Source organism: Paenibacillus ihumii (assembly GCF_001403875.1).
Classification (GTDB): domain Bacteria; phylum Bacillota; class Bacilli; order Paenibacillales; family Paenibacillaceae; genus Fontibacillus; species Fontibacillus ihumii.
This window is the reverse complement of sequence record NZ_LN884299.1, coordinates 3,243,024-3,261,221: the sequence shown is the minus strand read 5'-3', so window position 1 is coordinate 3,261,221 and position 18,198 is coordinate 3,243,024. Positions and strand designations below refer to the sequence as shown.

Here is an 18,198-nt window from a genome sequence, read left to right as displayed (position 1 = left end):
CGCGTCGATAAAAATCAATATTTATTTGACATGGAGGCTCCATTCAGTTCAGCAAGGATCACCGATCGGGGATGCGCCTTACCCCAAGCGGAAGTACAGGAGGTACCGAACATGGATATTTTCAAGCGTATTGCAGCTTACCGTGCGGAAAGCGATTCTTTAGCGTGGAGCGGCACATTTAAGGATTATATCGAGCTGTTGTCCAAGGATCCTTCACCCGCCATGACTGCCCATGCCCGGGTATATGAAATGATTGAGTCTTACGGGGTCGAGGAAGTGAACGGGCGAAAGCGGTATAAATTTTTTGAGCAGGAAATATTCGGGCTGGATCAGGCGATCGAAAAGCTGGTCGAGGAGTATTTTCATTCCGCGGCGCGGCGGCTTGACGTGCGTAAACGGATACTGTTGCTGATGGGTCCGGTAAGCGGGGGGAAATCTACGCTGGTTACCCTTTTGAAAAGGGGGCTGGAAAAGTTCTCACGGACGGAGAAAGGAGCGGTGTATGCCATATCCGGCTGCCCTATGCATGAAGATCCGCTCCATCTTGTGCCCCATGAGCTTCGCCCTGAGGTGGAGCAGGCGCTGAACGTCCGGATTGAGGGGAATCTATGCCCAGTATGCCAGATGAAGCTGAAAACGGAATATGACGGCGATATCGAGCGGGTGGCCGTTGAGCGGGTACTGCTATCCGAAGACAATCGGGTCGGCATCGGCACCTTTAGCCCTTCTGATCCCAAATCGCAGGACATTGCCGACTTGACGGGCAGTATTGATTTTTCGACCATTACCGAATATGGCTCCGAATCCGATCCCCGCGCTTACCGGTTCGACGGAGAGCTGAACAAAGCCAACCGCGGCATTATGGAGTTTCAGGAAATGCTGAAATGCGACGAGAAGTTTCTCTGGAACCTTCTGTCGTTGACGCAGGAAGGGAACTTCAAGGCCGGGCGATTTGCGTTAATTTCGGCTGACGAAATGATCATTGCCCATACGAATGAATCAGAATACAAGGCATTTATCGCCAATAAAAAAAATGAAGCCCTGCAATCGCGGATGATCGTCATGCCGATCCCCTATAATCTCAAAGTATCACAGGAGGAGAAAATTTACGCGAAGCTCATCGGCCAAAGCGATATGAGACATGTGCATATAGCGCCTCATGCGCTTCGTTCGGCGGCGATATTCTCTATATTGACCCGGCTCAAGGAAACGAAGAAGCAGGGCGTGGATCTTGTGAAGAAAATGCGTTTATACGATGGAGAGGAGGTTGAAGGCTATAAGGACGCCGATCTGAAGGAGCTGCAGAACGAATATTTGGAGGAGGGCATGTCCGGGGTAGACCCGCGGTATGTCATCAATCGGATCTCCAGCGCTCTGATCAAGCAGGATTTGCACTGCATGGGGGCACTCGATATTCTTCGGGCGATCAAGGACGGATTGGATCAGCACGCCTCTATCACGAAGGAGGAGCGCGAGCGTTACCTCAATTTTATTAGCATAGCCCGCAGGGAGTTCGACGAGCTGGCCAAGAAGGAAGTGCAGAAGGCATTTGTATACTCTTTCGAGGAATCGGCTAAGACGCTGTTTGAAAACTATCTCGATAATATCGAGGCATTCTGCAACTGGAGCAAAATCCGCGACCCGCTGACCGACGAGGAGCTGGATCCCGACGAGCGGCTGATGCGCTCGATTGAAGAGCAGATTGGCATCTCCGAGAATGCAAAAAAAGCGTTTCGCGAGGAAATTTTGATCCGGATCTCGGCCTACTCGCGAAAAGGCCGGAAATTCGAGTACAACCACCATGACCGGCTGCGGGAAGCGATTGAGAAGAAGTTGTTCGCCGATCTGAAGGATATTGTGAAAATCACAACCTCCACGAAAACGCCGGACGAAAATCAGCTCAAGCGCATCAACGAGGTCAGCAAAAGGCTGATCGATGAGCATGGCTACTGCCCGGTTTGCGCGAATGAATTATTGCGGTATGTCGGCAGCCTGCTGAACCGCTAATTTGCTATTCAGCGGCCAAAATTGCGAGGCCGACAGTGACCAAAATTAGGTGAGGCCGATTGGTTGATCTGCAAGAACAATTGCTTCAAGTAAAATGCATATGTGCGGAGTAGCGGAGTCATTCAAAAGAGAGTCATTCAGAGAGTCGGAGTCAGAGTACTAGAAGGCCGGAGTACCGCGGATTATGAATCATGGATCATGGATCGCCGCATCGTGGATCACGAATCGCGGATCGCGGACCATGGATCATCGATCGTCGGTCATAGATCACAATTCGTAAATTACGAAATGACGGATCGCGGAGCATCGAAGTTCGGACCAGTTCATAATTTCATCTCCCCGTTATCCCCTTATTCTCCTGCCGTAACCCTAATTATGTATGGGTTGCGGTTTTTGCATTGGCATAGAAGAAGGGCAGCTCAAAAATATTTTTGCTATAACTATATAGTTTGAGCGATAGATTAAACAGTACAACTGCCGTTCGAAACGTCCTATCGAAGCTGTATGGTCGTTTAAGCCCATATCGCGCATTGCCCCGTATAACGTCATTTGAATAACGCGGAGAACGATGGCAATGACCGTAAGGCAGAGTAAGAGAATAAGGTTTAATTAGACTTACATAGAAATAGGATTTAGGTTATATTTTAATTGTTCAGTTTTTGTATAGCTAGTTATGCATCTGGGATCTTTTCATTAAGTTCTTTAATCTTAACCTTTCATTATTAGGTAGTAGAGGGGTATACTAGTAAAAAAGTCGCTATTAAAAATATCACATCTAAAATTACCAAGAAGGAGTATATGTTACTATGATTGATCTATCTCCAGCACGAACTAAACAGGTCGAATTCATTGGCATCACTGAAAATGATCTCGGCTTATTAAGAGACTATAGACCTATTTTTGAAAAGGTAGTCGAAGAAATAGTGGATCGTTTCTATGAGCATTTACAGAAGGATCCCGATTTGCTGGATCTAATTAATCGCCACAGTACCATTGATCGCCTGAAGCAGACGCAGCGCCAATATTGGCTGTCGCTTGCCGAAGGCATATTGACGGAGCCGTTCATTGAGCAGCGCATACGCATCGGGCAGATTCACTCCCATATCGGCCTGCCAACCGACTATTATTTGGGAAGCTATATGGTTTACCTAGATTTGGCTATTGAGCTTTTGAAGCCGCTTGCAGGAGAGCGTTGGACGGTCGTGACGCATGCTCTATCTAAAATGTTCAATCTAGATTCCCAGCTCGTATTGGAGGCTTATGAGAAGCAGGAGAAGAACAAGCTGGAGGTCATTGCGTCGGAGAAGGACAACCTGCTGCGGGCCGTAACAGAGGTTACGCAGGAGTTGACGGGAATGATTGCCGAGCTGAGCGGGAATTCGCAAATTATTGCCTCGGCGGCCCAAGCGACGGCTGCCTCGCAGGAGACTGCACACCAGCTGATAGAGCAGCTTCACCAGGAAATCGGGCAAATTGATGAAATGAGCTCCGCAATCCGGGAAATTTCAGACCGTACCCATTTGCTCGGGCTCAACGCTGCTATCGAAGCGGCCCATGCTGGCGAGAACGGCCGGGGCTTCGAGGTTGTGGCGGGCGAAGTCCGCAAGCTGGCCCAGAGCTCCAAGCAAACACTGCTGCAGATTCAAGGCTTGGTCGAGGATATCAAGAGCAAGCTTGACCATATCCAGCAGGAATCTGAGAAGACGGCGACGAGTGCCAGACAGCAGGCAATGAACTCGGGAGAGCTATCTATGTTCGTACAAATGATCGAGAAGGTAGCAGAGGACTTGAGCCGGCTTCAACAGGAAAATCAACCTGTGTCCTAGTTCTTGGCTTGCTAATAAATCGAAATAAAACGAAGCAACCCGTCTTGTTAACGAAGACGGGCTGCTTGCGTCAGAGCGTGCGGCGCGAGAATAACTAGCGTCAGATATATTGCATAAAGCCCTCCAAAGCGATAGCTGATCCTGCTTCAAGAATTTTCGCTATTGTTGCATTAAACCAGCTTCCGGTAATGCTTCTGGCCGTCATAGCTGAATATCGCTTTCTTGCCTTCAACAACGGTCTCCAGGTGCACCGTACGGCCCCAAAGAAGCTGCACATAGGGCAGTGTTCTTTCCAGGTACTTCAGATCCAGTTCAATTCCCTCGTATTGATGCTTTAGCACGAGCTCGCCGGCGCGGTTGAAGTTGCCGTCCTGAACGACGATATAAGGAGCTCCTCCGTTAATCCGCGACTCCACCAGTTGATCCCGGACGTTCTCCCAGGCCTTATCGGTGATTTTCCATTCCGGTCCCTGCTTTTCAAAAATGTACAAATCGAGATCGTTCACAAGCTGCTTGGTCAAATAGCTGCGAAGGAAGGAGGTGTCGGAATCGAGCTCGCGAACCTCGAATATTTTCTCTCTCCCTTTTCCGCGTTCACGGCCGAAGCGCCGCTGCTCCTCCTCGGTCGGATGATCCCAGCGCCGTTCGATGTCCTCGAAGATTTTCAGGCCTAAATAATAGGGATTCAGGCTGTGCCTGGACGGCTGAACGACCGAAGCGTTAAGCTTCGCGTACTCGACCGTCTCCTCACTGGTCAGGTTCATCTCCCGCAATATGCGCTGATGCCAGTAGGAGGCCCAGCCTTCATTCATGATCTTCGTCTCCATTTGCGGCCAGAAATACAGCATTTCTTCCCGGAGCATGCTCATAATATCCCGCTGCCAATCCTCCAGCGTCTCCGAATATTCCTGAATGAACCACATGATGTCCTTCTCAGGCTCGGGCGGGAAAGGGATACTGCTGGATCCGGCCTCCTCGGCATCGCCGCCTTCTCCGATGCTCCAGAGATCATCATAGGGTCCTTTGCGCTCCGGCCGCTGTGCAGCCTCCTTTGCCCGGCGGATTTTCTCTTCGGTCTGCTGGCGCTTATCGTAGCGGAGAGGGCGGATGAGCTGGGGATCGACATGCTCCTGTATGGCGAGCACAGCGTCGATGAAGGATTCTACGGTCTTAGCCCCATGTACCAGCTCATATCTGCTGATGCGCTCCGCGGTTGCGGACATGCTCTCCACCATATCGCGATTCGTGGCCGAGAAGCGGACATTGTTCTTGAAGAAATCGCAGTGCGCCAGCACATGAGCGACGATCAGCTTATTCTGGATCAGGGAGTTGCCCTCAAGCAGGAAGGCATAGCAGGGATTGGAGTTGATGACGAGCTCGTAGATTTTGCTGAGGCCGAAGTCGTACTGCATCTTCATTTTGTTGAAAAGCTTGCCGAAGCTCCAATGGCTGAACCGCGTGGGCATGCCGTACGCACCGAAGGTATAAATAATGTCTGCGGGGCAGATTTCATAGCGCATCGGATAATAGTCGAGCCCAAAGCCATCGGCAATCTCCATGATTTCGGCAATGGCGTACTCCAGCTTCTTTAAGTCCTCGCTCAACTGGCTTTCCCCCCCTCCTGGCGGTGAAAGAACCGCTTCAAAGCGCTGTATATCTCGCCTTTCTCCTTGATGACATAATACATGAACTTCTCCTGCTTGATATGGCGGTAAGCCGACATCAGCGTGCTCCCCCGGTTGTATTGATTGACCTCGCCGTAGCCGAACATATTGCAGCGTTCCAGCAGCTCGCCGATGAGCTTGACGCAGCGGTCATTATCCGAGGTCAGGTTGTCGCCGTCGGAGAAGTGGAAGGGGTAAATATTGTAGCTGGAGGAGGGATAGCGGGAATCTATGATTTCCAGCGCTTTAGAATAGACCGACGAGCAGATTGTGCCTCCGCTTTCGCCGCGGGTGAAGAATTCTTCCTCGCTAACCTCCTTCGCTTCGGTGTGATGGGCCAGAAACACGATTTCGACCTTTTCATACTGCCGCCTCAAAAAACGGGTCATCCAGAAGAAGAAGCTGCGGGCGCAGTATTTCTCGAACGTGCCCATCGATATGACTGTTTCATAAATAACTAAAGGAGGTTTGTATAATGATCTATGAAGTAGGTATACGCTGGGAAGCGGGAAGAATCAACATTGAGGCTCAAAATAGCACAGAGGCTAAAAGAAAATTCTGCAAATTAAAAGGGAGAAAGTACAACGATCCTTGGTCGGGAGCAGGCATTCTCTCTGCACGCAAATTAAATGTTTCGGAATCAGTAAAAGAACAACCCAAAGTCGTTCGAAACTCATCCCGTAAAAGTCCGCTATTTGCAAGCGGACGTGATATATTGGTACCATGGAGAATTGAATGAAGGACACCGCAGGGGCATGTATGCCCTGCTTACAAGGTCGGCCAAAGCGCCGGCCTTTTCTTTTTCGGTGAAAGCTCCGATCGATCTCCAGGGACGATTGATTATGTATGTTACGGAGTAGTGGGCAAACTCATGCCGGGCATGGCGCATTGGCGGTAGGCGCATGAAACAAATTACCGCTCTTTATTTATGCAAGATGACAGGAGGCGTGTAATTTGGAACAGCCTTTGCTAGGAAAATGGGAGTGTCTGGATGACGATTGTTCCGGATCGTTCTTGATCAATATGAATAAGGGTGAGGGCAAAGTTTTAAAATGCCCGTTTTGCGGGGGAGAAACCGAGCTTACAGCTCATGAGAATCCAAATTCAGAAAAACCCGGCTTAGTATATGGATGTCTCTATCCTGATTGATTGGGAATAGCAGGAAACTAACTCCATGTGTCGAAATGTGATGCAGGGAGGTGATGGTTTGAAAAATAAATATGCTTTATTTATTATTTTGTTGTTGGCGGCACCTATTTTAATAAATTATGGACTTTTAAGCTGGCGAGCACCTGGCGTTCAAGGAACTAGTGAAGCTTGGATAGGCTTCTTCGCAAATTTTCTTGGCTTAATTGGAGCTGTTTTTATTGCTTTTTATCAGTTCCGTAAACAGAAAGAAAAGGAAGATGAACAGGATAGAGTAAACAATCGATCTTTTGTGGTAATACATGACTTTAATGCTACGTTGATGCTAGTTGGTGTAGTTACAAATGAAAATAGTAGAATCATTTTAACGCCATGGTACGAAATTCTAAGAAAGACAGTAAAAAAAGAGAAATATGGCACTACAAAGATTCCTTATCTAAAAGTATCCCATTTTGGCAACCCGCCCATTATAACAGACTGCTCTATTAAAGCAAGAATAAGATACATAGAAAAGAACGATTATAAAATTGATGAGTTAGATATTAGCATTGGTGTTATAGAAAGAGATGTTGAGGTATTTATACCATTTACACCACTAGAGGCTGATCCTGGCACAAAAATTTTTATTGAAGAGGTAACTTTTGACTACTCTACGTTAAAAGGGGAACGATTGAGAATTACCCGTGATTTTGAAAAAAACACAGAACGTCTAGAAGTTCTCCATGGAAAGATTAAGGGTGAGATTATTTATGAACATAAGATGAAATCAGCTAACTGGGTTTATCCAAGTAAGATAGATCATTCAAAGATTTAAAATGAAGGGACATTTTTTACAGGTTGGTTTTTAAGTATTCAAAGTCTCTAAATTCGAATTTATTTTTTGTCGGTAGTGATTTAATTAAACATCCGTTTTCCGGAGGTGGGAGTTGTGGAAAAAGGAAATGTAACTAATGAGCAACTAGATTTAGTTCATCGCTTCTTTAAAGTTGTATTTGGTGATAATGTCGAAGAATATTGGGAAATTATATGTAAAGCAGATCAGTCGAGAGTTTACGGGATGTACATGCAACATACACAAAATGGCGGTAATGTTACATTTAAAGATTACATTCAGAATCAGATAAAAGTAGAACATGCAAAAATTTATGAAAAGTATAAAGAAAATAGTCCGGGAATCTCGAGTCAGTTGAGGTTCTCAGATGAAGGTGAAGCCACCATTCTAATTATGGAAGATGTCAAAGTTCCAAGAGTATATATTACCCCAACAGAAGTTATGACTATACCTCTAACACTTACAATAGATACATATTACAATAAAGGTGACATTGTTCTAAAATGGAAGGTTCGATTATACGCGGATAACAATTATTCAAGGCTGTAGGTAAAGAGAGCACCTTAGGGTGCTTTCTTTTATGTACAACAGGGAAAGCTTCCCTGATGTAGATTTAAGGCGATGAGAAACATTAAATATTTATGTTAGGGAGGAAGATTATGAGTTTTGACTGGGGCGGTTTTATTGGCAGTTTAATTGGAGTGTTCGGAGCATATGGTATTGCTGTCTGGCAAATAAGTTTGCAAAAAAAGGCTGAAAAGCCATCAAAGCAAAGTAAAACCTATAAGCTTAGCATACAGATAAGTGAGCATCTAAATTCAGCGTGGACTTATTTTACAACCGAGAACTTTCAGTATGCAGAACTTTTCAAAAATGTTATGCAGTTTAACCATCAACTTCGAGAATATCTCCCTGAGGCAATCGGGACGGATCCAAGGTTGGTTACGTTGATCACAGGAACTGTTGGTGGATTGTCTGATATTAGTAAAGATTTTTCAAAAAAACCTCGTAATCATGATAATTACATGTTGTATGAAGAAAAACTCCTTCTTTATACGGAGGTAATGCGCGGTAAGTGTCATGAAATCATAGATGAGATAGTTCAGCAGAATAAGCAAGATTTTTAAATAATTGACTTTAGCAATGGATTAAAAGTGACGAGTTGGATGTAGGAGGTGGAATGGTGAGGTTATTATGGGATTGGCTCTTCACATTAAGTAAGAGTGATGTAATAGCGATAGTAAATATTGTTTGTACGATACTTATTGCTATTTTTGTTCAAAAAGCAACATCAAAATCAGCAGATGCAGCTGTAAGAACAGCCGAACTTACTGAAGAATCAATTAAATTAAGCAAACTAGTGCATGAATTACAACAAAAAGAAGTGATTAATCATAAAAATGCTTTGAAGGTTCAAAACAGCATAGTTTTATTGAAGAGGTCTAACGAAGTATTAATGGCTATCACGCACCATGATAGTTGGACTATTCAAAACAATTTAAAGCAAATAAAAACTGAACTTGAAATGGAGTCAGAAGAGCTGGCAAAAACATTCACTGCGGAAGAAGTTTTTATAATATTTAATGCATGGGAAATTTTAAAAGAGTACGTTGATAAGTACTATATTAAAGGAGTCTATTTTGGAGTAGAAGAGAACAGGCTGGCCGAGAAAGCACCCAAAGTTATAGAGGCTTTCACTGAAGTTAAGGAACTTATGACAAAAATAATTGGGGAGTTATCTTTATAGTGACGGAATATTGTTCCGCCACTTTTTTATTATAAATTGAAAGGTGGGCCCAAGTATGAAAACGCACTGTGACGCTGGATGCCAGAAAGCCTTTGAAGTGGAATCGTTTAAGACGATCAAGCTTGAGGATGGCATAGATAAACTATGTTTCGAATGCCCGCATTGCCAACGCGAGTACGTGGCCTTTTACCGGGACGCCGAGATACGTAAGCTACAGGAGCGTATACGCAGAGTGCAACGAAGGTTCAGTGATCCGAACGACAATCATGAGGATGCAAATAGGAAAGAAGCGGAGCTGCAGGCGAAGATCAAGGAGAAGATGGATGCGCTTCGGGCTGAGATCGAAGGAGGGGCAGCACATGAATAAAGCAGTAGTTGCCAAGCAGTACGATCTCATACTGGTCATAGGTAAAGACACTGCACAAGCTCACTCTCTATGGAAACTCGTAAGGGATAAATATCCCAAAGAGGTTCGAGTAAAATTTTTAAGCAGGAATGCTTATATGCTGGACGAACTAAACCCGATGACAATGAAAATGCAGATCGTGTTGGTTGGGGAGTATTGGCTCAATCCGATATATGAGAGCCGACCTATTCGCCAGCTCTTGAAAATGGATGTGGATGTGGTTAAGGAAAAATCATGATTTGAATTGGAAAGGTAAACTGATAAGGAGGATTGAGTTATGTCTTTTGAAATCCTATCGATGCCGGAACAAGTTGAATTAAAATTACAACTTCTTGATCGATTGATTAGAATAGCAGAGAGCGAAGGAAACTCGATTCATGGTGCTTTTATTAAAGAACGAGCTGCCAACGTGATCAACAGCATTGAACGGGATTTGATGCCAGAATCTTCTACTGATAAGGATGTAAATGTCGGTAATCTCATAGTTAAGGTCACCGCCGAGACCACACCGGAGTTTGACGAGCTATTGAAGAAAATCGGTGAGCACACGTCCGAATCTGGGAAGTTGATAGCCGAGGCTTTGGAAAATTTAAAAATAAAAGTGGCAGAGGGTTAGAACGATGTGGCGACCTATCGAATCAAAAAGTCAGGCAAGGCAGCGCCACCATTCACAAGGATAATCAATGAATCACTTCATGACGAACGCCTCTCCTTTAAAGCCCGCGGACTGCTCGCCTATATGCTGTCCAAACCGGACAACTTCAAGTTTTACATAGATGAGCTGACCAAACACACCACCGAGGGTAAGGACAGCATTCGTGCTGGAATGAAGGAGCTCGAGCAGCTGGGCTATGTACACCGCTATCCATTCAAAAACGAGCGGGGAAAGATCATGAGCTGGGAGCTGGATATTTACGAAAGCCCGTCACTACGTCCAGAATCGGGTTTTCCAGTTGTGGAAAATCCAACGCTAATAACGAATGATTATATAATAACGAATGAAGATAAAAGATTAAATAAATACCTCTCTCTGAAAAGAGAAGATGATCCCTATATAAAAACCTATCTGAGATACTTCTCTCAAAAGAAGAACAAGCAGCACATGAGAGTTACAGAAGAGCAGAGGGAATGGATAATCAATCAGATAGAGTATTTGAGGTCATACGAGGTAAGTGCATCAGATTGGGAAAAACAGGTCAGAGATCACTTCGAGAATCTGCCCAAGAATAACAACGGGAACATAATCGCATTCCTACACGCTTCACATAGAAGATTCGATATAGGGATCCATGATCAATACTGAAGGAGGCAGGACATGCTTCAGGAATTTAGGTGTAGCAAATGCAATAAGCTGCTTGGTAAGATAGATGGCAAGGCAGAGATCGTATGTACCAGGTGTAAGGTGTTGAATGAGTTCAATCTTACAGGGAAAGAAACCCTTAGATATCCAGCATGGTATTCGGAAAAGTTTAAGGAGGCGCTGGGACAGTTCGAAGTGTTTTGCAAAGCCAACAACATCAGCGCTGCTTCGATCATAGCAATGGCACATTCAGAATTGGAAGGAGAGTCGCAAGATGACCATGAAACAGCGGATTACGGTTGAACAGCTGAAAGAATTGACTGGCGCTCAACAAGAGCGTCTAAGGGTATGGTATGATCCGGTTGATGGAGACTGGTTTTACCGATCACCCACGGGGACAACAGGAGTATACGGAATGTTTGAACCGGAAAAAATTGATTTGCCACTCCTCTCCATCGGGCAGATGATTGAATTATTGAATGATGGGAATAGACGGATTTCCATTGAGGTACGTAACAGAGAATGGCAAGTTGTAGCACATGTAGAACACGCTGCAATCAACCACGAGCTTTGTGATGCGTTATGGGACATAACTAAAAAAGTATTATAAACCGAACCAGAGACCCTAGAGGCCCAGTGTTCAGTATGCCAATACAACGGCTGCTGGATGCTGGGCTTTTTTGTTGTCTGGAAACAGAAAGGATGATGATCATGGATTTTGGTCAAGCAATTGAAGTGTTGAAACAAGGAGAGAAAGTAGCCCGCAAAGGCTGGAATGAAAAAGGCATGTGGTTGACGCTAGTTCCGGCATGGTCCTACAATCCTAGCGGCTCCGTCCCTTCGTTAGGACTCGAGAAGTTATCGTGGATCGGAATGAAGACCGCTGACGATAAATTCGTACCTTGGTTGGCATCGCAAACAGACATGCTTTCAGAAGATTGGACAATAGTAAGTCACTGATGAAGCAAGTCAATCCGTTCTACAAGTCAAAGGAGTGGCGCAAGTGCAGATTAGTAATCCTTAAGCGAGACCATTACCTGTGCCAGCCTTGCTTACGTAAAGGGAAGGTCACCACAGCTAATACAGTTCACCACATCAAGCCGCTGGAGACGCATCCAGAGCTCGCCCTGGACGGGGACAACCTCGAGAGCATCTGTCCGACCTGCCACAATAAGAAGCACCCGGAGAAGGGCAGCAGGCAGCCTATGGAAGCGAAGAGAAAGCGGCGAGCGACCATCCTTGAGGCGAAGCCGAACCCAGAGAGATGGTAACAAAAAGAGAGGGCGTCGCTAGACGGCCGCAAAGGGGTCTCTGAGGCATTCTGACGTCGAGGGGTAGGGTTTTATGCTAAAATACGAACGCATGCCCCCCTCCCTCGAATTTTGAGCCTCAGAGCGTTTTGGGACCGGCGTGGGCCCTTCGTTTTCGGCGCGCAGACATTTTTCTATATGAGGGGGGGGTGTCAGTGGAACATAAACCAAAAAAAGAGATCAAGCATCGGGCGGCGAAAAGGCTGTTTGAAATCATTATCAGGGAATTGGAGATAGATGATAACCTATCGGATCGTACGATAATGATCACGGATAATATAGCCTTACTCGAACAACTCAAACAGCAGCATATCGACGACATAAGAGCGCGAGGAGTCGTGGAGTTATTCAAGAACGGAACCCAAGAAATATACCGTCAAAACAAGTCTGTGGACGCTATCATCAAGATTATTGAGCATCAGCGGAAACTCCAAGCCGAACTGAAATTGACTCCTGCCTCAGATAGAAAAGTGTCCGGTGTGGTCGATCAGGGAGGTAGCGATCAAGGTGACGATTTTACCGCTTTCTGAGCCTCCTAAATTGCAAACTACGCAATATGCGCTAGATGTTGTTAACGGAAAAATAGTAACTTCAAAAAAGGTTAAACAGGCCTGTCAACGTCATTTAAAAGACCTAAACAGGCAAGGAACAGCCTCGTTTCCGTATGTTTTTGATGAGAAAAAGGCGTATAGACCAATCGAATTCATCGAAAGCTTCTGTAAGCCATCCATGGGTGACTTTGATAGGTTAGAGCTTCAGCCATGGCAGCATTTTATTATTGGCTCCCTTTATGGATGGGTTCATAAGGATACCGGACTCCGTCGCTTCCGCGAGGGGCTTATATTTATGGGTCGTAAAAACGGTAAGACGTCTATGGTGTCCGGGTTGTCGTTGTATGCTGCTTCTAAGGATGGAGAAAACGGCGCAAGGGTCTATCAGTTGGCCAACTCTAAAGAACAGGCAAGAGATATGTTCGATGAGTGTAAGGCTATGATAAAGGCGTCGCCGTTGCTAAGAAAGCACTTTGACGAGACTTTGCACGAAATCCGGTACCGTCGGACAATGTCTAAAATCTTGCCGCTCGCAACCGACAGTAAAAAGCTCGATGGTAAGAACTGCAGCATGGGCGCATTCGATGAGATTCACGAATACAAAACGTACAAGCTGATCAACGTTATTAAAAACTCCACTGGCGCCCGTACTCAACCAATGATCTTGTACATCACAACCGCGGGTTATCAACTTGATGGGCCCCTGATGGATTATTATGACAAAGCTGCAGATGTGCTTGATGGTCTTATCTCGGCTGAACAAGCGTTTTACTTCATGGCAGAGATTGATCCAGAGGATGATGTCGAAGATCCTTCCAACTGGGTAAAAGCAAATCCAAACCTTGGTGTAACCATCAAGATGGAAGATATGCTGAAGGAGTGGGAGGATCGGAAGCATGTCCCAGCAGAACGTAATGATTTCATCACTAAACGGTTGAATAGATTCGTACAGTCCGATGAGCAATCATTCGTAGATTTGGACATCATCCGAAAAAATAATGGCCATATCGATCATAAAGAGCTCGAAGGAAAGATGTGTATCGGCAGTTTTGACCTGTCGGAAACAGAGGACTTCACATCTGCCTGCTTGGAATTTCCATTGGATGATGGACGGGTTGCAGTAATTTCTCATTCATGGGTGCCTCGACGAAAAGTTGATTTGGATAACGAAGGTATTTCTTATCGTGAGTGGGAGGAAGCTGGGTATCTCACGATATGTCCTGGTAGGTACGTCAAGTATGAGATGGTTTACGACTGGTTTGTTGAACAGTCCCAGAGGTTCAACATCGAATTAATTGGCTATGACCCTGCGAATGCTTACAGACTTGTAGAAGACCTCAAGGCCTATGGATTTAATACGCTTGTTGTTCGACAAGGCCCTATGACGCTTAGCCCCGCACTTAAGGATGCTAAGGAACTCTTGATTGACGGTCGTGTGGTCTATAACAATGACGAGTTATTCAGGTGGTACATGAATAACGTTAAATTGGTGGAGGATTCAAAGAAAAACTGGATGCCTACAAAACAAGGCCGCTACCGTAAAATCGACGGGTTCGCGGCCTTTTTGAATGCTCACACCGAAGTGATGAAGAAAATGGCTATTCCGGTACCGACCGGAAACGTCGAGTTTGTCAGCATAAATGATCTTCTGCAAAGGGGGTGATGGAAACTTGAAGCTAACACAACGAATCAAGATGGCATGGAACATTGTCCGAAATGGTTTCAAGTCGGCTGCCACTGGTTTCGAAAAATGGTTTTTCAGAGGAAGGTCAATCTTTCAAGGTAAGCCCGGTAGCACGTTGGCATCGAATGAGACGATATTCGCAGCTGTGACGCGACTCTCTAACTCTATGGCATCGCTGCCACTGAAGCTTTACAAGGAATTCGAGCCGGTCAATTCGCCGACAGCGGACCTGATAGCCAATGCCCCTAACAACAACATGACTGGCTTTGACTTCATTCGAACGATGGAGACTATCCGGAACACCAGCGGCAACGCCTACGCCTTGAAAATGTACGATGCACGCTACCAGGTAAGTTCCCTGCTCATCCTGGATCCTGCATACGTTGAACCGGTGGTGGAGCAGGATACAAACGAGCTCTGGTACTGCGTATACGGCCCCAAAGGACAGTATTACGTGCACAATATGGATATTATTCATGTGAAGCACATTCACGGACCGGGTTACAAGGGAATCAACCCGATTGACGTACTCTCGAACACGATTGAATTCGACAAGGAAGTTCGGAAGTTCACGCTCGATCAATTGGATACATCAATCAAAGCATCGTTCATTTTGAAAATGGCGACCAACGTCAGTGAGGATAAAAAGAAAGAAATATATGCCAACTTCCAGCAGTTTTACAAGGAAAACGGCGGCGTACTCATTCAGGAGAATGGTGTGGAGATCGATCCCATCGAGCGGAATTTTATTGACTCCAAGGTGTTTGAGGTCGAGAAGATCACCAAATCCCGAGTAGCCATGGTCTACAACATCCCTCTTTTCTTGCTAGGGGAAACGGACGGGGTCAGTTACTCCACCATGGAGCAGCTGTCTCTCAATTATGTGACGAACACGATGATTCCGATCGTCCGACAGTACGAGCAAGAATTCAACCGAAAATTGCTTACCCGCGAAGAGCGTTTGCGTGGACTTTATTACAAGTTCAACGTGAACGCTCTTTTGCGTGGGGATATGAAGACCCGCGGCGAGTTTTACTTCAAGCTCATGCGGTCTGGAGCTGTTAAGCCGAATGAGGTGCGAGCTTGGGAGGAACTACCTCCGGAGCCGGGCGGCGACAAGCTCTATATCAGCGGCGATCTTTACCCGATCGACATGCCGGTGGCCGAAAGGAAGAACCGAGGAAAGGGGGTGAACAAGACATGAAAAACAGTGCTAATAAAGGCGAAAAAAAGCCGTACTGGAGCTTTAAGGCGGCCGCCCGGGAAGGCGAAGGCGAGCTATACATCTACGGCGACATTACATCATGGGAATGGGATGAGTCAGACACCAGCGCTAACGGCTTCAGACGGGACCTCGACGCACTCGGCGACATCCATACTTTGCAGCTGTATATCAACAGCCCAGGCGGATCGGTGTTCGAAGGTGTGGCGATTTATAACATCCTGAAGCGCCACAAAGCTCGCGTCATTGTCCATGTGGATGGTCTGGCCGCATCGATCGCCTCGGTGATTGCTATGGCCGGTGACGAAATCCACATGCCACGAAACGCGATGATGATGATTCACAATCCGTGGACGTTCACCTGGGGGAATGCGGCCGAGTTGAGAAAAGTTGCAGATGACCTTGACCGTATTGGCGGAAGCATGAAGCAAACGTATCTCGACCGAGCAGGCGACAAGCTGGATGAAACCAAGCTTACCGAGCTGCTTGATGCCGAAACGTGGCTCTCTGCTCAGGAGTGCTATGACTACGGCTTCTGTGAAGTAGTAGGGGAAGCGAACCAAGCGGCGGCATGTATCAGCAAGGACCTGTTTGCTAAGTACCGCAATGTGCCTGCGGCGTTGTTGGAGGCACCTGCAAGCAATACCCAGCCACCTGAAGCTCAAACGCCGGAAGTGGCGGCTGAAGCTGAGAAGTACCTGCAAAGCATCCGAGAAACGGCTGCTTTAGAAATTCAAAATATAAAATCAATTATTGGAGGAATTACTCATGGCAAAAACACTGTTCGATATTAAAAATGATTTGGTAACAATCGGCCAAGCGCTGGCCGCTGCAAAGCAGGACATCTTGGCGAAAGCTTCTGATCCGGAAGCCAAAATCGAGGATATCAAGGCCATGGAAACAAAAGCGGCGGGGCTGCAGGCGCGGTTCGATATTCTCCAAAAAGAGCATGACGAAATGGAAGCCGAACAAATGGCTAGCCTGAATAAGAACCCTATTAAAAATTCTGCCGATCCAAAGGCGAAGGTTGTTTCTGCAAAAGCTAGCCTAATTCGTTCGACAATGCGAGGTGAGGGTGTTGCCGATGACGTAAAAGCTGCTCTCGGCGACAACAACAGTACGGGCGGCGAAAAGATTCTTCCGTCCACGATGACCCACGAACTGTTGCATGAGCCGTTTGTGAAGAACCCTCTGCGAGACGTTTCTACCTTCACCAGCGTGACGAATCTCGAAATTCCGAAGGTCGATTTTGCACTCGATGACGATGACTTCATCGCAGACACAGAGACGGCAAAAGAACTTGAAATGACGGGCGATGTCGTGAGCTTCGGTCGACACAAGTTCAAGGTCTTCGCACCGGTATCGGAGACAATTCTCGCGGCGACTGACACGAATTTGGTTCAAACGGTCGAAGCGGCGCTGCAGTCTGGTCTTGCCGCCAAAGAGAAAAAAGTCGCGTTCGCCAAGACGCCGAAAACTGGTGAGGAACACATGAGCTTTTACCGCACGACGAATCCGATTACAGCAGTAACCGTCGAATATACTGGTGGCGACGCAGAACGCGCGAAAGCCAAGTACAAAGCAATCAAGAGGGCAATCGCCGATCTTCACGAAGACTATCGCGAAAACGCCAAGATCGCCATGACCTACGCTGACTACATGGAGATCATCGAGGTGCTGGCAAACGGTAATGCGACGCTGTATGGTGCACAGCCAGAGCAGGTACTCGGCAAACCAGTAGAGTTCTGTGACCTTGCTGTGGATCCGGTTGTCGGTGACTTCCGCTATTCGCACTTTAACTACGATCCGAACATCATTTATGACCGTGACAAGAACGTTCGCACGGGCATCTGGGATTTCGTTCTGACCGCATGGGTTGACCACCAAATTAAACTTAAATCCGCTTTCCGAATCGCTAAAGTAAAAACAAATGATATTCCCTAACAAGCCCGTAAATCTCAAGGTAGATTCTAGGACTGATACTGAAATAACCTTGTCCTGGGACTATCCTTGAGCTCAGGGCCAAAGGAGGCATAGCATGATAACGTATAACGTTTATCGAAACGGAGAGAAAATCAAAAGTGGATTGACAGAGAAAGTTTTTAAAGATTCAGATCTGGCGCCGAACACCGAGTACACATATCAAGTATCCGCTGTAAATAGCACAGGTGAGAGTGAACTATCGGAACCTATTGCTACCACAACCGAACCAGAGCTAGAGCCAGTAGAACAGATAGATGAGACAGAGGGTGAACCGATATCTGTGGAAATATCGCCAAAAAACAATAATTTAAGCGAAATTGGTGTTATCCGTTATTTAAAAGCGGCGGTATTGCCAGAAACGGCAGATCAATCGGTTACATGGTCTAGCGCTGACAAGTCAGTCGCTATTGTCAACGAAGAAGGGAAAATAACTGCAGCAGGACCAGGAGCAACCACTATTACAGCTACTGCAATTAACGGTGTTGTAGGAACAGCGACAGTTAATGTCGCCGGAACCTAG

At 46.3% G+C, this 18,198-nt stretch carries 23 protein-coding genes and 1 pseudogene; 22 read left to right on the top strand and 2 right to left on the bottom strand.

The features are described from left to right. Positions 1 to 111: 111 nt before the first annotated feature. Entirely contained in the window at positions 112 to 2,007 is a 1,896-nt protein-coding gene (locus BN2762_RS21890) for a PrkA family serine protein kinase (RefSeq protein ID WP_055108979.1), read from the top strand. A gap of 806 nt (positions 2,008 to 2,813) precedes the next feature. Further along, entirely contained in the window at positions 2,814 to 3,833 is a 1,020-nt protein-coding gene (locus BN2762_RS21885) for a globin-coupled sensor protein (RefSeq protein ID WP_055108978.1), read from the top strand. Positions 3,834 to 4,003: 170 nt separating this feature from the next. Here the strand turns inward: BN2762_RS21885 and BN2762_RS21880 are convergent, their stop codons facing one another. Both BN2762_RS21880 and BN2762_RS21875 read right to left on the bottom strand, forming a co-directional pair. After that, complete coding sequence (locus tag BN2762_RS21880) at positions 4,004 to 5,437, bottom strand: SpoVR family protein (protein ID WP_055108977.1); 1,434 nt, start codon at positions 5,435 to 5,437, stop codon at positions 4,004 to 4,006. Further along, positions 5,434 to 5,943 (bottom strand): annotated as a pseudogene (locus tag BN2762_RS21875) (DUF444 family protein); the annotation flags it as partial. The pseudogene BN2762_RS21875 and the gene BN2762_RS21880, both read right to left, overlap by 4 nt. Before the next feature lie 29 nt (positions 5,944 to 5,972). Between BN2762_RS21875 and BN2762_RS21870 the strand changes: the two are divergent. The 20 genes from BN2762_RS21870 (at position 5,973) to BN2762_RS21775 (ending at position 18,198) form a co-directional block, all read left to right on the top strand. Beyond that, a complete protein-coding gene (locus BN2762_RS21870) occupies positions 5,973 to 6,236 on the top strand; it encodes a hypothetical protein (RefSeq protein ID WP_055108976.1) in 264 nt (87 codons plus the stop codon). Between the two features lie 215 nt (positions 6,237 to 6,451). Continuing rightward, positions 6,452 to 6,646 carry a hypothetical protein gene (locus BN2762_RS21865; protein ID WP_055108975.1) on the top strand — a complete coding sequence of 65 codons (195 nt, stop codon included), beginning with the start codon at positions 6,452 to 6,454 and terminating at the stop codon, positions 6,644 to 6,646. A gap of 58 nt (positions 6,647 to 6,704) precedes the next feature. Continuing rightward, on the top strand, positions 6,705 to 7,457 hold the full coding sequence (locus tag BN2762_RS21860) for a hypothetical protein (protein ID WP_148499982.1): 753 nt from the start codon (positions 6,705 to 6,707) through the stop codon (positions 7,455 to 7,457). Between the two features lie 114 nt (positions 7,458 to 7,571). Further along, positions 7,572 to 8,024, top strand: a complete 453-nt coding sequence (locus BN2762_RS21855; RefSeq protein ID WP_055108973.1) for a hypothetical protein — start codon at positions 7,572 to 7,574, stop codon at positions 8,022 to 8,024. A gap of 110 nt (positions 8,025 to 8,134) precedes the next feature. Then, a complete protein-coding gene (locus tag BN2762_RS21850) occupies positions 8,135 to 8,602 on the top strand; it encodes a hypothetical protein (RefSeq protein WP_055108972.1) in 468 nt (155 codons plus the stop codon). A 53-nt stretch (positions 8,603 to 8,655) separates the two neighbouring features. Next, a complete protein-coding gene (locus tag BN2762_RS21845; RefSeq protein WP_055108971.1) occupies positions 8,656 to 9,222 on the top strand; it encodes a hypothetical protein in 567 nt (188 codons plus the stop codon). 55 nt (positions 9,223 to 9,277) lie between these two features. After that, positions 9,278 to 9,589: a hypothetical protein gene (locus BN2762_RS21840; protein WP_055108970.1), complete on the top strand. Its 312-nt coding sequence runs from the start codon at positions 9,278 to 9,280 to the stop codon at positions 9,587 to 9,589. Further along, positions 9,582 to 9,866, top strand: a complete 285-nt coding sequence (locus BN2762_RS21835) for a hypothetical protein (RefSeq protein WP_055108969.1) — start codon at positions 9,582 to 9,584, stop codon at positions 9,864 to 9,866. The genes BN2762_RS21840 and BN2762_RS21835 overlap by 8 nt, the downstream gene beginning before the upstream one ends. 39 nt (positions 9,867 to 9,905) lie before the next feature. Continuing rightward, positions 9,906 to 10,244 (top strand): hypothetical protein, encoded by a 339-nt coding sequence (locus tag BN2762_RS21830; RefSeq protein WP_055108968.1) that lies wholly within the window; start codon positions 9,906 to 9,908, stop codon positions 10,242 to 10,244. Between the two features lie 6 nt (positions 10,245 to 10,250). Continuing rightward, positions 10,251 to 10,931 (top strand): helix-turn-helix domain-containing protein, encoded by a 681-nt coding sequence (locus BN2762_RS21825; RefSeq protein ID WP_055108967.1) that lies wholly within the window; start codon positions 10,251 to 10,253, stop codon positions 10,929 to 10,931. Between the two features lie 12 nt (positions 10,932 to 10,943). Then, positions 10,944 to 11,231 (top strand): hypothetical protein, encoded by a 288-nt coding sequence (locus BN2762_RS27380; protein ID WP_055108966.1) that lies wholly within the window; start codon positions 10,944 to 10,946, stop codon positions 11,229 to 11,231. After that, positions 11,203 to 11,538 (top strand): hypothetical protein, encoded by a 336-nt coding sequence (locus BN2762_RS21815; RefSeq protein ID WP_055108965.1) that lies wholly within the window; start codon positions 11,203 to 11,205, stop codon positions 11,536 to 11,538. The genes BN2762_RS27380 and BN2762_RS21815 overlap by 29 nt, the downstream gene beginning before the upstream one ends. A 35-nt stretch (positions 11,539 to 11,573) precedes the next feature. Next, the gene (locus tag BN2762_RS21810; RefSeq protein ID WP_230202564.1) at positions 11,574 to 11,888 is read left to right on the top strand and encodes a DUF2829 domain-containing protein; all 315 of its coding nucleotides are present in this window, start codon (positions 11,574 to 11,576) and stop codon (positions 11,886 to 11,888) included. After that, positions 11,888 to 12,199, top strand: coding sequence for an HNH endonuclease (locus BN2762_RS21805; protein ID WP_055108964.1), 312 nt, complete (start codon positions 11,888 to 11,890; stop codon positions 12,197 to 12,199). The genes BN2762_RS21810 and BN2762_RS21805 overlap by 1 nt, the downstream gene beginning before the upstream one ends. Positions 12,200 to 12,393: 194 nt before the next feature. Further along, on the top strand, positions 12,394 to 12,768 hold the full coding sequence (locus BN2762_RS21800) for a P27 family phage terminase small subunit (protein ID WP_230202563.1): 375 nt from the start codon (positions 12,394 to 12,396) through the stop codon (positions 12,766 to 12,768). Continuing rightward, complete coding sequence (locus BN2762_RS21795) at positions 12,746 to 14,452, top strand: terminase large subunit (RefSeq protein WP_230202562.1); 1,707 nt, start codon at positions 12,746 to 12,748, stop codon at positions 14,450 to 14,452. The genes BN2762_RS21800 and BN2762_RS21795 overlap by 23 nt, the downstream gene beginning before the upstream one ends. After that, positions 14,430 to 15,677 (top strand): phage portal protein, encoded by a 1,248-nt coding sequence (locus tag BN2762_RS21790; protein ID WP_187386569.1) that lies wholly within the window; start codon positions 14,430 to 14,432, stop codon positions 15,675 to 15,677. The genes BN2762_RS21795 and BN2762_RS21790 overlap by 23 nt, the downstream gene beginning before the upstream one ends. After that, positions 15,674 to 16,489, top strand: coding sequence for a head maturation protease, ClpP-related (locus BN2762_RS21785; protein WP_055108962.1), 816 nt, complete (start codon positions 15,674 to 15,676; stop codon positions 16,487 to 16,489). The genes BN2762_RS21790 and BN2762_RS21785 overlap by 4 nt, the downstream gene beginning before the upstream one ends. After that, on the top strand, positions 16,464 to 17,639 hold the full coding sequence (locus BN2762_RS21780; RefSeq protein WP_055108961.1) for a phage major capsid protein: 1,176 nt from the start codon (positions 16,464 to 16,466) through the stop codon (positions 17,637 to 17,639). Before BN2762_RS21785 ends, BN2762_RS21780 begins: the two co-directional genes overlap by 26 nt. Positions 17,640 to 17,733: 94 nt before the next feature. After that, complete coding sequence (locus BN2762_RS21775; RefSeq protein ID WP_055108960.1) at positions 17,734 to 18,198, top strand: Ig-like domain-containing protein; 465 nt, start codon at positions 17,734 to 17,736, stop codon at positions 18,196 to 18,198.